Origin of the sequence: Paenibacillus germinis (assembly GCF_013141785.1) — a bacterium.
In the GTDB taxonomy this organism is placed as follows: domain Bacteria; phylum Bacillota; class Bacilli; order Paenibacillales; family NBRC-103111; genus Paenibacillus_E; species Paenibacillus_E phytorum.
On the sequence record NZ_WHOC01000110.1, the window covers coordinates 1 to 15380 of the forward strand.

At 42.8% G+C, this 15380-nt stretch carries 9 protein-coding genes; 7 read left to right on the forward strand and 2 right to left on the reverse strand.

What is annotated here, in order from left to right; translation table 11 throughout:
* The 3 genes from GC102_RS21785 to GC102_RS21795 form a co-directional block, all read left to right on the forward strand.
* Window positions 1–297, forward strand: a 297-nt coding sequence (locus tag GC102_RS21785; RefSeq protein WP_171691360.1) for an ATP-binding cassette domain-containing protein, incomplete at its 5' end; no start/stop codon positions are given.
* A gap of 664 nt (window positions 298–961) precedes the next feature.
* The gene (locus GC102_RS21790; protein WP_376769400.1) at window positions 962–1669 is read left to right on the forward strand and encodes an IS6 family transposase; all 708 of its coding nucleotides are present in this window, start codon (window positions 962–964) and stop codon (window positions 1667–1669) included.
* A 258-nt stretch (window positions 1670–1927) separates the two neighbouring features.
* The gene (locus GC102_RS21795) at window positions 1928–2422 is read left to right on the forward strand and encodes a hypothetical protein (RefSeq protein ID WP_171691362.1); all 495 of its coding nucleotides are present in this window, start codon (window positions 1928–1930) and stop codon (window positions 2420–2422) included.
* A gap of 275 nt (window positions 2423–2697) precedes the next feature.
* On the opposite strand, the gene GC102_RS21800 is transcribed toward GC102_RS21795, so the two are convergent.
* Both GC102_RS21800 and GC102_RS21805 read right to left on the reverse strand, forming a co-directional pair.
* A complete protein-coding gene (locus GC102_RS21800) occupies window positions 2698–4251 on the reverse strand; it encodes a response regulator (protein ID WP_171691363.1) in 1554 nt (517 codons plus the stop codon).
* A complete protein-coding gene (locus tag GC102_RS21805) occupies window positions 4248–6077 on the reverse strand; it encodes a cache domain-containing sensor histidine kinase (protein WP_171691364.1) in 1830 nt (609 codons plus the stop codon). Before GC102_RS21805 ends, GC102_RS21800 begins: the two co-directional genes overlap by 4 nt.
* Window positions 6078–6266: 189 nt before the next feature.
* Between GC102_RS21805 and GC102_RS21810 the strand changes: the two genes are divergently transcribed.
* From GC102_RS21810 to GC102_RS21825, 4 genes are all read left to right on the forward strand, one after another.
* The gene (locus GC102_RS21810) at window positions 6267–7595 is read left to right on the forward strand and encodes an ABC transporter substrate-binding protein (RefSeq protein ID WP_171691365.1); all 1329 of its coding nucleotides are present in this window, start codon (window positions 6267–6269) and stop codon (window positions 7593–7595) included.
* Window positions 7596–7719: 124 nt separating this feature from the next.
* The gene (locus GC102_RS21815; RefSeq protein ID WP_171691366.1) at window positions 7720–8598 is read left to right on the forward strand and encodes a carbohydrate ABC transporter permease; all 879 of its coding nucleotides are present in this window, start codon (window positions 7720–7722) and stop codon (window positions 8596–8598) included.
* A complete protein-coding gene (locus GC102_RS21820) occupies window positions 8595–9398 on the forward strand; it encodes a carbohydrate ABC transporter permease (RefSeq protein ID WP_171691367.1) in 804 nt (267 codons plus the stop codon). Before GC102_RS21815 ends, GC102_RS21820 begins: the two co-directional genes overlap by 4 nt.
* 183 nt (window positions 9399–9581) lie before the next feature.
* Window positions 9582–15032 (forward strand): LamG-like jellyroll fold domain-containing protein, encoded by a 5451-nt coding sequence (locus tag GC102_RS21825; protein ID WP_171691368.1) that lies wholly within the window; start codon window positions 9582–9584, stop codon window positions 15030–15032.
* Window positions 15033–15380: the final 348 nt, after the last annotated feature.

Below are 15380 nucleotides of genomic sequence, written 5' to 3' on the forward strand. Positions count from 1 at the left end.
GCACTGGAAGCGGTAGACTTGCTGGATCGTAAGAAACACTTCCCATCCGAGCTATCAGGCGGGCAGCAGCAGCGGGTTGGGATTGCGAGAACGCTGGCGGGTGATCCTCCGATCATTTTGGCGGATGAACCTACGGGAGCGTTAGATTCAAAGACAGGTTTGGAGATTTTAAACATTTTAAATAGATTAAATGCACAAGGTCGGACGATTATTTTGATTACGCATGACTTATTGATTGCGCAACAGGCGAAGCGGATTGTGTGTTTTCGTGATGGGCGGTTGAATGAAGTTGTGTAGTTGAGACCGGGACTCCAAATAAGGGGGTCCTTTTGTTTTATATTTAATAAATTGATTGATATTTGAATAAAAAATTGTTCGGCATTCAACTACGCAGAACGTTGGTTTAATAACAGGCTGAGACAGCAACGGCAGTCTAAGACTTTGATATGAACGAAACCTGTCAAGCGACTCTGTTGCTCTCTAGTTTTTGGCGTACTTAAATAAGAGTCTGTCAAGTGGTTTTCTTGACAGATGCCCAAATCTTTCCATACTTTAAGGTTCCCCGGCATGCCGTATGCCGGGCCTGCCTTACGGCGAGTAATGGGTGCAGGGAGTGTACTCCCTGCGTTTCCCCTTTAGGGGACGGAAGGGGTGGATCATTTATTAGCTCGGAGGCAAAAACAATTCGCTGGTTGGCAATCTGATATTCGTGGATTCTCACACATTCTACATACGTCTGAAGAGCATACCGCTAACTATTTACGGGCATTCGCCACTAAGAGCTGCACAAAAGTCCTACGCGGATTTTCTCTTCACCTTACCTGATTTGCCCCCGAGGTAATAAATGATCTCCCCCTATATCATCGCTCCCTTCAGAATGTAGTTCTTGCAGGTTGTGGTGCAAAGCTCTAATTCATGATAACGTAATTGATAATGAAGTCATGGGATGGAGCAACTTGCTTTGGAAACGAAATTAGATATATTTAAATGGAAGCAATATGAATCTGCAATCATTTTACTAACGATAAGATGGTATTTGAAATATAGTTTAAGCTATCGAGATATAGTTGAAATGATGAGTGATCGAGGATTAAGGATTTCCCATACGACGATTATGAGATGGGTGCATGAATTTGGACCCGAAATCGACAAACGGATCCGCCCCTTTTTGAAACCTACAAACGACTCGTGGAGGACTGACGAAACCTACATCAAAGTTAAAGGTCAGTGGAAGTATTTATACAGAGCCGTTGATTCTATGGGGAAAACCATTGATTTCATGTTATCTGAAAATCGGGATATGCAGGCAGCTAAGCGCTTCTTCACAAAGGCTTTGTCCTCTCCACATACTCAAATCCCACGTGTAATCACCTTAGATAAAAATCCAGCCTATCCACCAGCCATACAAGAATTAATAAATGAGAAATCCTTACCAAAAGAAACCTTGATTAGACAGACAAAGTATCTAAACAACATTGTGGAGCAAGATCACCGGTTCATAAAGAAAATCACAAAACCAATGCTTGGTTTCAAATCGTTTCTTACAGCGGATCAGACGTTAAAGGGAATTGAGGCTTTACATATGATAAGGAAAGGGCAGGCCGATGATAATTCGACTGTCCTCACTGCTGTTGAATGGCTAAATAAGATATTTGGTTTAGTGGCATAGACAAAGTATAGTTTGTCGGGTAACTGCGAACTTTTTTAAATCCTTGCACCAGAACCTAAAAATGACTAATAACAATGGATGCATTTCGAGGTGTAAGCTGTAATTAAATTTAGAAGATCAAATGTCGTGTACTTGTAACATGAAATGTCGTGTTTAAAAAAGCCTGAACCTACGTGGTTTAGGCTTTTTTGCTTGTTTTAATTGATTTAGCTTTTTCGTTTAAACCATTTCATTTCTTGGAATAACTGGGGGATGTAGGTGAATCAAATTTTGATGATAAAATGGCGCTTTAAAGGAGGAAGTTACTTGGATTGGATAAGTAAGAAGTCTTGGATTCAAGAGGATGCAATGTACTTACCCAAACGAAAAGTAAATAACAAAGGAAGTAGGGAGCATGAGCAGATTATTGGTTCAATTCCTAGTCTTAAAATGAATCGTAGTATTAGCTCCGAATCTTTCTGGAGAGAGTGCTTGTTTTATTACTTACTTGAGATTGATCCTCTTACAGTTAGGTACTATGAGCAGCCAGTTGTAGTAACTTATCCAGAGTTGAATGCTCAATCTGAGCTTGTTAAAAAAGAACAAGTCCCGGATACTTTGGTATTCCGTCAGTACAACCGTCCCCATTTGTTTCAAGTTAAAGGAGGAAACAACATTATTGAGCAAAAACCTCACTTGTATAAGGCTAATTGCAGATACGCTCAGGAGTGGGTTGGAATTATTCAGTCGTTCATCCTAAACTCATACCTCTGAAAGTTCAATCAAATCTAATCCTCTTAATGAACTTTATGAGGCAGCGCGACTATTACGATGCTTGGATTCCTGAAATATTGAACAAAATGATGCATTTTAGAAATCCCACCGTTGAGATTTATTTAAATGATGGTAATTTCATGGGTGGATTATTTTAATATATCACACACATGATACAAATGAATTATTATATTTATCAAAGAAACCAGCAAATTCTTTAGTTTGCTGGTTTCTTGCACTTTCAAAACTGTGTTGTTTTACAACATCCTACATGATTATCCCTGTTTATATTCGGATAAATTGATTCCAGTCGAGTTTTTGAATATTCGGCTAAAATAATTCGGGTCTGTGTAGCCAACCATAGCGCCAATTTCCTTGAAACTTAGCTCAGGGGACGAAGCAATCAGTCTTTTGGCTTCTTCGATGCGAAGGGAAATGAGATACTTCAAGGGAGTGGTGTTCTTATATTTCTTATAAACCTTTATCAGATAAGTGGCGTTAAAATGAAACTTATCCGATATCTCCTCTAAGGTAATAGAAGAGGTATAATTTGCTTTTAAATAGGCTTCTATCCGGTTTGTGAGTTCAAGCCCGCCATCTCTTTCTTTCTCTCCATTAACGAAAAGCAATGTATCCAAGATTGGCCAAATGCCTTCCAAAATGGACTTCAGATTGGAGCTGATAGGAATTGTGTTCATCATTTCGTATTCCAAATGTGCTAGTTCTGCATCGGATACGAGAATGGCATGCTGATGAAAAAGTTGAATGATTTGCTGAAGGGATCTTTCTATCCAACGCTGCGGACGTTGTTCTTCCTGCCATTGCTGGAACAGTTCGCTAACTTCCTTATGTACTTGTAATTTATTTCCAGTTTGAATCAGCTGCGACAGCCTTTGTTGGCTAAGCGTATCGATGCGTGGCGGCGCACCTTGGGTTCTCTTCAATGCTGTGATGACCGCAGATTGTCCTATAATGAGCTGATTATCTATGTCGGAGATTAGTTGCTGGCTTAGTTCCCATAACTGATCCGCAGGTGCCGCACTTGCACATATACTTAGGGTAACCGGAAAAGGCGTAATTTGAATTTGGACGGCGCTTAGCAAATTGTCCGCCAGCTTCTGCACTTGAAATTCCGAATCTGGTTGTGCCCGCAGGACTATAAACTTTCCGAATACTTGCTTAGGTTCTATCAGCCACCAGGGACTGAATTCTTGTAATTGCTCTGTGAGAACGCTGCTATGTTCAATTCTCTCCCATAATCTTTCGAAATGTTCGGCTGCTTCTTTCGAAAATTGGCTTCCTAAAAGATGCCCGGCGTGAACGTAAAACAACTGAAAAAGCTGATTTTGAAGTGAGAGTGCGATGTCTGAGCGAGAAATTGGTTTAAGCAGTGCAGCCCGAATATGTTCTTTCACGTCGAGCGCGAGCTTAGCATCCAATTGGTTGCAAATCCTCTGCAGCGTTTCTTTGACTTCAGCAGCATCAATTGGCTTTAATAAATAATCTTTAACCCCGAATGTTATAGCCCCTTTCGCATACTCAAAATCGTTAAATCCACTGACAATGACAATCGCAATATGAGGATATTGCTGGGCAACATGCTGAATGAGCTGCATGCCATCCATTTTAGGCATTCGGATATCGGTAAAGAGAACATCGGGGCGCAGCTCATGAATGGCTTCCAGCGCCTCTATGCCATTGTAAGCGGAGGCGACAACGTGGAAACGACTCGAACTATCTTGAATCTTTGAGACGATATTTTTTAATATTCTTGGTTCGTCTTCGGCCACTATGACGCGGAATGCAGACGCTCTGTTATCCTCTATCATATGGGAACACCGTCTTTCTGTACTTGTTTCATACTCATTGAGTTCATAGGACCTCCGATTGTAACACAAGCTCCGCCTTCAGCAAGGTTGAACGCCGTAAATTCAGCCTGACTACCAAACAATAAGCGAAGTCGCTCAGCTATATTTTTTAGACCCATTCTGTCCGTTCGGGCAGGATCTTTGGGTGCTTGCAGCGCCTCAAGAGCTTCTGAAGTAAATCCGCTGCCATTATCCACAATTCGTATGCGCCATCGATCTCCATCAGATTCTCCAATTAATTGTATCTTCCAAGGTGGATCCACGTGAATAGCGTATTTTATACAATTCTCTACAATCGGTTGCACCACTAACTTGGGAACACTCTCATTCATTAGAGCAGGATCAATTTGTACTTCAAATTGGATCATGTCCTCATAACGGTTTTGCATCAAAGTCATATAGCTTTTGGCGTAATCCACTTCGTCTACCAGGCTGACATGCATATCTTTGTCCGATAAAATGTAGCGTAACATACGCGACAGGTGACGACACATTTGTACGATATCTTGATGGTTCTTTTCCTCCGCCATAATACTGATAATCGTAATGGTATTGTAGAGGAAATGCGGATTCATTTGAGATTGAAGTGCTTGCATCCGAGCCTGCATTTCTTGTGAACGGGAGATGAAAGTTTCTTCAATCGAGCTTTGCAGCCGAGCACACATTTTTTTGAATGCGTTATTTAAGCTCTCCAGTTCGTTTACGCCGACATTGGATTCTATCTGGGATGCGGGTTCGAGGGTTTCAATACTAAGCGCCCGAATCGATTTATGCATCTGCTTGATTGGTGATGTAAGCTGGCGGGCGGCGAAATAAGAAACAATCAGTGTGATAAGCAGCAATCCCACTACGGCTGCGAAAATCGTATTTCGGAAAACCTTCACAGGTTGGAGCAACAAGGTTTCAGATTGCACGGTGACAACCGTCCATTTTGAGTATCCCGACCGGAAATAAGCAAGTATTTCACTTTCATTGGTAACGGAATTTTTGAATGTATGCACATCAGATTGGTTTGCTTGTGATTGAAGCGTATCCCAATATAACTTGGTATTATCCTCCGATACTGAATCAATGGGGTAAATGACGCTTCCCTGTTCGTTATAAATGTAAACGGACTTCTTAGAGAGTGTGGAGTCAGAGGGGCCGGCCATGAGCTTGGCAATTAGCCTTTCTACTGTTTCGTAATTCAACTGAACTTCTACTATTCCTCGCTGCTTGGATCCGATTTCCCATGGAAACATCCTAGCCAAAGAGACTACTTCTCTTCCGTTTGTGCTCCAATCATCAGGATGCGGGGCGGTTACGAATTTTCTACCGTCTCGCTCCAGTGATTCATACACCCAATCTAACATTTCCGGCTTGCTGCCGAAGGAGGTAATGAAAGAATTGTTGCCGATTCCCACAAATCGACCGTTGGTATCAAATAGGTTGATCTGCCAATCCAGCTGAAGAGGCCCCATGATGGAATAAATGATCTCATTGATTTGCCGCTGAATACCCAACGATATTGTAGTATCAACGAAATCTACATTTTGAAAAAATAGATCCCTTACTTTTGAAGAAGAAATGACTTTAACTGCTGTGTTATCCATATTTTCTATCTGAGAATCCAATTGAGTTGAAATATAGGAAGCGGACTGGTACGCAGATTCGGATGCTCTTTCTTTCAGAATATGAGCTATGTAATAATAAAACGGCGTGGCAAGCAGCATCACAATGCTCACAATGAGAATCGAAAAAGTGACAAACAATTTGGATTGAATCGTCTTTATCGCAAATTTTGGCATGCCACGGCCCAACTCCTGAGGTTCTATTTTGGTTCTCATTATAACATGTGAGGAATAGAACTCAATCAAAATAAAGAGGTGAATTTCGTCCAGTTGAAAGGTGGATTTTGTGCATCGCAAATAAAATGAAAGCGTTTTATACTAACTTTAGACCTCGAGGGTCTCATAAAATTACTAGGGGGCATTGCAATGAAGCGCAATTTACTAACCGTCTTGACGATCGCCAGTGCATTAACTGTTATCGTAACAGGTTGTAGTTCTACTAAAACTAATGTAGCGACTCCGGCGGCAAGTGAGAATGCACCAGCAAGTACAACAGCAAGTACACCAACAGCGAAAAAAGATGTGACACTTACAGTAGGCTCTTCGCAAAACTGGGTGAAGGATATCGATCGTAAATTGGCTGAAGCATTTACGAAAGAAACGGGTATTAAAATCGATTTTCAAGTTAATCCGGACGATCAATATATGAACATAGTGAAAACGAAAATATCGACGCATGAAGCCCCAGATATCATCTATATGCCCTCAGGCATCGGAATGGACAATTTCCAACCGGATAAAAATTTTCTGGATTTATCAAATGAGCCTTGGGCAGCGAATTTGAAAGGTTGGGCTAAGAGTGGAGCCTCCATTAATGGCAAGCTGTACGGTTTTAACACATGGTCTGTCGACGGGTGGGGGGTACTGTACAACACGGACTTGTTTGCCAAATATAGTTTAACACCTCCCAAAACTTACGCAGAATTCGCAGCGCTGTGTGATAAGTTATTAGCGAACGGCATCACGCCAATTTACGAAAACGGAAAAGATGAATGGCATTTGCCACTCTGGCTGTCGGGCATGTCGACGGTAAAGGGAGCTGGACCGAGCCTAACCGATAAATTCAATAAAAACGAGGCCAAATTTGCTGACCAGGCCGTATTGGAAACGGCGATGACGCAATTAAATGATATGAACAAAAAAGGTTATTTCGGCAAGAATGTCCTATCTAATGATTGGGATCACGGTTATGAAGCGCTTGGATCCGGAAAGTACGCGATGGATCTTGTGTATACGACCTATCAGCAAGAAGTGGTTCAAAAGTTCCCGAACTCGGGCGCTGATAAATGGAAGATGTTCCCTATCCCACTGGGAGACAATCAAGGGTTCGCAACTTCTTCAGGCGGTATTATCCGCGTTGTCAATAAAGAAAGCAAAAATATTGACGCTGTGAAACAATACTTTGCCTTCCTATCTAAACCAGATAACTTGAAAAGCTTCTACACGGACAGAAAAGATTTGGGCGAGCCTTCTTTTAACGGTATAGAAGTGGCGCCGCCTACCGCCGCTCTGAAAAGCATCAAAGAAATTTCCGGTACAAATATTGATCAAGCCTACGAGAGTTCCATAAAGTTCTGGGATGGAGGACTGTTAGGCAAGTCGCTTCAGGATATGATTTCAGGCGCATCTACACCGAAGCAAGTGCTGCAAAAGCTGGATGAAAGCCGCGATAAATCCTTTAAAGTGGCCAAGTAATAGGTAGTCAAATAAGGGGGGGAATTGTCGGACATAAGGCGATGTCTTATCAGGACATTCCTCCTTTTTTTACCCTAAAAACCAACATTATAAGCTATGCAGAGGCAATAGGAGTGAGAAAACCATGAATATGAAAAAAATTTATCCCATGTATTTTTTAATTGTTCCTATAGGTATCTATACGCTGCTATATTTTATACCAAGTTTGTTCAGCTTCTATTATTCTTTAACGGATTGGAATACATTCACCGATGACGTGAAATTCGTAGGCTTGGATAATTTTAAACAGATGATCACTGAAGGAAGAGTATTCGTTAAATACCTTGAAAATACCGCGGGATTTGCGTTGTTTACTACGCTACTTAAAAATGTGCTGGGGTTGTTGCTAGCGCTCCTATTGCATGAAGGTCTGAAGTCGAAAAATGTTCTGCGCACCCTGTTTTACTTACCTGTGACAATTTCTCCGCTTATCATAGGACTTATTTTTTCATCTGTATTCGACGCGAATCATGGCATCATTAATTCGGTTCTTACCGCGATTGGCTTGGAATCCTGGACGCACGGTTGGCTCGTAGATATCAAGTTTGCTTTGGCTTCAGTCATTACCGTGGAAACATGGAAATTTGTAGGCTTCAATATGATTATTTATTTGGCCGGATTGCAAACGATCGATAAGTCTTACTACGAGGCTGCTTCCATGGATGGTGCTAATGCGTGGAGCAGATTTTGGAACGTTACGCTACCCTTGATTTTGCCGGCTTTAACGATCAACTTAGTCCTGAACCTGATTAATGGATTTAAAGTATTCGATTTGATATTTGTATTAACAAAAGGTGGGCCTGGCAATGCCACGGAAGTGCTAAACACCGCCGTATTCAGGGAGTTTTCCGCAGGCAGGTACGGACTCGCCACCGCATATGGTGTGTTAGTATTCCTGTTAACTACGGTTGTCGCTCTTTCCGCGCTTTCCATTTTATCTAGAAAGTCTGAGGTGGAAGCATGAGAAGTGTGAAAGAAGCTGTGGTATGGATTATTACATTGATTTTTTTAATTCCACTTTTTTTAGTGCTTATAAACGCATTCAAAACGCCAGCTGAAGCTGATTTAATGAATTTACGTCTACCAGCTCATTTTCAATTTGGAAATTTTTGGACGGTTATAGAAAAAGGGCATATGATCCGCGCTTTCAGGAACAGCATGATCATCTCGGTGGGATCGGTCTTACTGACGAATGTCGCTTCCGCGATGGGCGCCTACATTTTGTCACGCAGAAGAACAAAGGGCAATCGGGCACTTTATTACTATTTTATTATCGGATTGATCGCTCCGTTGAATATGATCCCGACGATTAAGGTCATGCAGCTCTTACATGTCATGAATACATTTCAAGGCATTATCCTGCTCTATTCGGCGCTCATGATTCCTTTTACGGTGTTTCTCTACTATGGGTTCATCTCCTCGGTGCCGAGAGACTTGGATGAATCTGCAGTTATCGACGGATGCGGTCCGTGGCAGCTGTTTTTCCAGATTTTGTTTCCACTACTAATCCCAGTGTCGATTACGGCGCTGTTGATCAATTTTATGAACGCTTGGAACGATTTTGTTATTCCACTTTACGTGCTCAATAAGACAGCCTACAATCCGATGACACTGGCTGTGTACAACTTCTATGGCACCTATATATCCAGTTGGAACTTGGTATGCGCTTCAATCGTTTTGACGACGTTGCCGATCATAATCGCGTATGTAATCGGTCAACGTTACATTATATCAGGCATGATGTCCGGTGCAGTCAAAGGTTAAAGCGGAGGTATATATGATAAGACGAGTCTGGAGTTGTAAAAGCGTTCATATTTTTTCAAGGGGGTGAGACTAGTGTGTTCGCTGTTAAAAGCCTTTTAATTAGTTGTTCTACCAATAATCGGGAAAGATTCGTTACATTACAAGACGCATTTAATAGAATATGGAAAATGAGGGGATAACCACATGAAACGATTGAAAAGCTCGAATAGGATGCTCAGTCTGGTTTTGGTTGGTTCACTTCTATTCACGGTAGCCGGAGTTCAAACTGTGAGCGCTGCGGAAACACCAACGATCGGGGAGGGGTCTACATACTGGGTTGTGAAGCCGGTAACGACGTCATCCTCGATCAGCGAATCAGATACACAGATCGTGATGACAAACGGGCTGGTCGAACGAATTTTTTCCAAGTCCGCTAACATGACGACGGTATCCTACAAAAATCTTTACACGGGTGCGAGCATGCTTGCTGGGGCAAATCCGCAACCTGACGCTGTAATCGGCTTGGACGGACAAATGTTCGAGGTCGGAGGGAGCGGTTCATCCAGTAAAACTTTTCAATTCAAAAGTTATCAGGCAGGAGATCCGATCAAGCCTTATGAATGGACACCGAAATCTTATTCCGATCCGCTCGATAAAGACAAACCATGGGCTCCGAAAGGAAAGGCGATTACAATTACGTACGAAGCTTCACCTGATTTTCCGGATGCTTATAAAGGGATCACCATTGAAGTGCATTATGAGATTTATGACGGCATTCCGGTAATAAGCAAAACAGTAAAAGTAATCAATAACGGCACAACGAATACAGTCGTAACATCTTTGACCGCTGAACAATTGGCTCTTGCATCATCGAATAAAGATAAGATTTATCTGGAAACCGACTTTAAAGGCGATGAGCACAACATTTGGAGAAACAATGATATTGGCAGAACGATAAAATGGCAGAACGATACAGATTACAGCTTAGTCAGCAGCAAATATGAACATGGTCCTGCACAGACACTGCAAACCGGTCAATCGTTTGAAAGCTTCAGAACGTTCGAGTTGCTACATAGTGTTGATTTCTTTGAGTGGAAGCAGATGGAAATCAAAAAAATGTACAGAACGCTTTTTCCGCAAATTACAGATAATCCAATATTTATGCACCTGATTGCGGATGATTCCGCGACGATTCGAAAAGCGGTCGATCAGGCTACGGGCGCAGGCTTTGAAATGATTTTTCAATCGTTTGGTTCGGGCGCGAATACAGAAAGCACCGATCAGGCTTATATAAATCGACATAAAGCGGATTACGACTACGCTCATAGCAAAGGTATCTATATGGGGGCCTATACGATGGTGGCCGCACGTGGCGATCAGCCTGCTAGCGACTCTTATCAAGAAGTCTGGGGAAACATGCGGGATTTGTCTTCGCCAACCTTTAATACCTTTTGGACAAATACTAAGAATTTCATTGATAAAACGGGGCTTGATGCCTTAGAGTTTGATGGACCATACCCAATGAGTATAAACTCGAAGTACCCGGAAAGCTCTCAAGTTAATCAGTGGACCAACGCAACCAAACAGATGGGTATAGATGTTAGACAGCGAGGCATGTACGCTAACGCAGCTGATTGGTTTTATTTGAACGGGTACAACAAAAACGGTATCGGGTATGAAGAAATCGCTTGGAGCCAGCCTAGACAAGAGCAGCTCATCTTTGGAAGGCAAGCCATTTACAACGCTACTTTCCAAAAGACGCCTTCCATGGGTTGGTCGTTTGTCCCGATTGAGAATTACCATGGCGGCGGATCGACTGCATCGTTCGAACCTCTCAGCCAAAATATCTCAGATTACGATTTCGTTCTCGCCCAAAACTTTGGCAGTGGCGTTATGGCAGCTTACCGTGGGAAAGAACTGTACGATTCCGAAGGAACGAAAGCAGTTGTAACAAAGTGGACTGATTTCTATAAGAAATATAAAGCTATTTTAAACTCCGATATTGTACACATTAAAGCACCCGAATTTGATCCTAACAATACCAAGCGTACGACCGGTCTTGACGCGATCATACATGTCAATACCCAAACGAAAGAAAAAGGATTAATGATGGTTTACAACCAGACAGATACGCCGAGAACGGAAACAATTTCAGTTCCGCTTTATTACACAGGTTTGACGAATTTGCAAAATCCTCCGGTACCTGTTCCAGGTTCTCATCCGAAACAACTAAAAAAATATGGCACATATCCAGTTTATGATCCATACCTACCAGCAGCTCCTGCAACTTACGATTATCCAACCGCACAACCGACCAACAAGCAAGTTACGCTTTCCCAGGAAGGATTAAGCAACAAAACATATAAAATTGATTCAAACGGCAACGTACTGCTGCAAGTGACGATTCCTCCGATGAGCTATACCTGGTTTACAGCTTATGCGCCGGAAGATGCGCCAGATACCGGATCTTTATTAATACCGACTGAAGTAACGGCCACTAGCATCAACGATCATGAAGTCAGTCTTAAATGGCAAGCTCCATCGTCCCCCGGGATCTCGATTGGAGGATATAATATTTACCGCAATGGGACAATTCTTGCAAAAACGCTAGCCTCAAGTTTTACGGATCAAGGTTTGAACGAACAAACGCAATATATCTATGAAATTTCAGCCATAAATGGCGCCGGCTCTTTGGAGGGCGCGAAAAGCGCTTCCGTCTCGGTGACAACCGCAGCAGATTCGAATCCTCCTGTCATTCGAAGCGCAGGAGCATTATCGGGCTCAACCGTTCAGGTTGAATTTAGCGAGCCGCTGGATAAGGGAAGTGCAGAAAAGCTTTCGAATTATGCCATCAATAATGGGGTCACAATCAGTTCAGCAATCTTGCAAGCGGACAACAAAAAGGTCACGTTGACTGTATCTCCGATGCAGTCGGAACATACTTATGAGCTTACGGTAAACGCTGTAAAGGATACCTCTTTAGCTCAAAATCCGATTGCTTCCGACAGTAAAATGTCCTTTCAATACGGGCCTCTTAGAGCGTATAGTCTGGATGAAACAAGCGGTGCAGCTGTCATAGACTCGGTTAACAACAATAACGGCACGATAAAAGGCAACATCCTACGAGTTCCCGGTTTGTTCGGGAATGCTATACAGCTGGATGGAAGTGGGTTTCTGGACATTGGCAACAATGTAGTCAACAATTTGGAGCATTTCAGTGCTGAAGCATGGATTAAACCTGATTCGGGGAACGATCCGAATGCACAGGTCATCATTGCTCAGCAGCAAACGGATATCACTACTAATCAATGGAGTTTGTATTTGAAGAATGGCAAGTTATTGTTTTCGATCAGTGATGGTTCATCAGCCGCTAGTCTTCTCCTCGGAGACGAGGCGACTGCAGTTGTTAAAGAGCGACAGTGGAATCATGTTGCAATAACAAGGAATCAGGATACATATAACTTGTACCTGAACGGGAAGAAAATAGCGACAAAAGCTTCGATTGCAACCATTAGTCAGGCGAACAATCCGAATAATATGTACATTGGTGCCGATTTGAACTTAGCTGGCAGCGGCCCTGATCATTTATTCAAGGGTGCAGTGGATGATATTCGTTTCTATAATGCCGTATTATCGGATTCTTCCATCCAGCAGCATGCCGGAATATTAAATAACAATCAGATCCCTGTCGATCCGAGCTATGCCTACTTATATGATTATTACAAAATGGATGAAACGAGTGGAACGACTGTCGCTGATTCGGTTGGCCGTTCTACCGGAACAATCAATGGGACTGCGTCCTGGATGACAGGTAAAGTCGGAGGGGCAATCAACTTAAACGGTTCAACCGACGATTTAAATCTCGGGGCTGGCAATATCGGACACTCTGGACAATTTACTTTAGAATCGTGGATCAAGACGAACACTACCTCTACCTCATCGCAAACTATTTTTGCTCAGCAGCAAAGCGGCGCTGCACCAAACAGCTTTTGGTGGTACCTGAATGGCAATGCGCTATGGATCAATTACAGCAACGAACAAGGCACTACCATAAATATTAAAGGAGGTACGATCACGGCAAATAATTGGTACCATGTAGCGTTGACCCGTAACGATAAGACAATTAAGTTATATTTAAACGGACAAAAAGTAGCGGAGCAATCATCAAGCATTTTCTTAGACCAGCCAAACAATCCGTATCCTATGAGAATAGGCGGCAATTCAAATGGATCCAGCATCCTGCACAGATTTAATGGTCTTATTGACGAATTCCGTATTTATTATACAGCGTTAGATGGTGAGGCGATCAGTAATCATTATTCTGCTGAGCTAGCTGCATTCCAAGTGTACGCTGATAATGGAACTGCGGCGGTCAAGCTGAACTCGATCCCTGCTAGCACGCCTATGTTAGCTGATTTTTCGGCGAGCTTACAGATCAATGGCGGGGTAAAACAAGCATTGCCTATTAATGATTTTCATTACGATTCGAGCAGCAGAACCGCAATCATGCACTTCACGCCTTTGCTAGAGACAAACGTCGTCCAAAACGCAAACGTAGAAGTCGTTTACCAAGGCAAGGCTAGCACAAATCAGTTTGTTGTGCCCGTTAAGCTTGATTCAGTGGCGGATAAGACCCCGCCGCTGAGTATCGCTTCTGTAAGTCCGGCAGAACCTAACGGCAGCAACGGTTGGTATACATCGGATGTAACGGTAAGCTTGTCTGTAAATGACAATCTATCCGGCGTTGCGAAAACAGAGTATCAAGTAAATGATGGGGAATGGATGACCTATTCCGGAACCATTCCAGCCTTTGGTGAAGGGATTTATAAGGTCGGTTATCGCAGCACGGATCAAGCAGGGAATGTAGAACTGACCAAAACCATCGAGCTTAAAGTTGACAAAACGGCGCCAACAGCTGTTCTTGAGTCAGTAACATCTGATACCTACGGGCAAAACGGCTGGTATTCACATCCGATTACCCTGGAGCTGTCCTCGTCAGATAATGGATCCGGTGTAGCGAAGACAGAGTATAGTCTGGACGGCGGAACTACCTGGATTACTTACAGCGCACCAGTAACGTTCGCTCAAGACGGTGTTTATTCGATAAGTTATCGCACTATGGATAAAGCGGGTAATCATGAGGCTGCAAAAACGGTAAGCTTCAATCTGGATACGACTGCGCCGACGATCGGGGTAACCGTACCGGGCGATAATAACATTTATCAAAACACTGGAGAATTGACGCCCGAGATCGTACTGACTGATGAATTGTCGGGTATCGACAGCAGCAAAACGACGATGATGCTCGATACGAATTCTTACCATTACGGAACGACAATCTCGCTTTATACGTTGCCGCTTGGACTGCATACACTTGTTGTATCTTCCAGCGACTTGGCAGGCAATCAGAAGAGCAAGACTGTTGTTTTCCAGACGGTGGCTAGCATCGATTCTTTACAGGTATTGGTCACATACTTCGCCACGAACCATGGAATCGATAACGCCGGTATTGCCAATAGTCTGCAGTCTAAATTAGCTCATAACAATTTAAGCGGTTTTGTGAGAGAAGTAGAGGCACAAAGCGGTAAGCACATTTCTATCGAAGCGGCACAATGTTTGCTGAGGGACGCACAATATTTATTGTCACAAAAGTAGTTCGATCCCGTGTTGCCACTCTTCGATTTTGGTCTATTGCCGCTTTCTAAAGCAAGTTATGGGCAAGCGAGACAAAAGATATACATTGAGAGTGGAGCAACTGCAATCTTATCGATGTGCGGATTTACTCGTGATACATCACGGTTCGATACAAGTCATGGAACCAGTCAAGGCAATATGAACGCTTCGCGGCCTTGACTGTTTTCACTATTTCGGAATGTGTTTGCTTTCAGCAGCATTTTAAATTGATCAGGGTGAGTTTCCTGCAAGCGACGATCGTAAAACGCTCCACAAATGAAAACGTTTACTTATCTTTGAAGGGGGTGAGTCTTGTCTGACCGTCCTTGT

Coding starts and splice junctions, on each gene's coding strand:
- GC102_RS21800 (WP_171691363.1), bottom strand. CDS start 4,251: ATGATAGAGGATAACAGAGCGTCTGCATTCCGCGTCATAGTGGCCGAA.
- GC102_RS21805 (WP_171691364.1), bottom strand. CDS start 6,077: ATGCCAAAATTTGCGATAAAGACGATTCAATCCAAATTGTTTGTCACT.
- GC102_RS21810 (WP_171691365.1), top strand. CDS start 6,267: ATGAAGCGCAATTTACTAACCGTCTTGACGATCGCCAGTGCATTAACT.
- GC102_RS21815 (WP_171691366.1), top strand. CDS start 7,720: ATGAATATGAAAAAAATTTATCCCATGTATTTTTTAATTGTTCCTATA.
- GC102_RS21820 (WP_171691367.1), top strand. CDS start 8,595: ATGAGAAGTGTGAAAGAAGCTGTGGTATGGATTATTACATTGATTTTT.
- GC102_RS21825 (WP_171691368.1), top strand. CDS start 9,582: ATGAAACGATTGAAAAGCTCGAATAGGATGCTCAGTCTGGTTTTGGTT.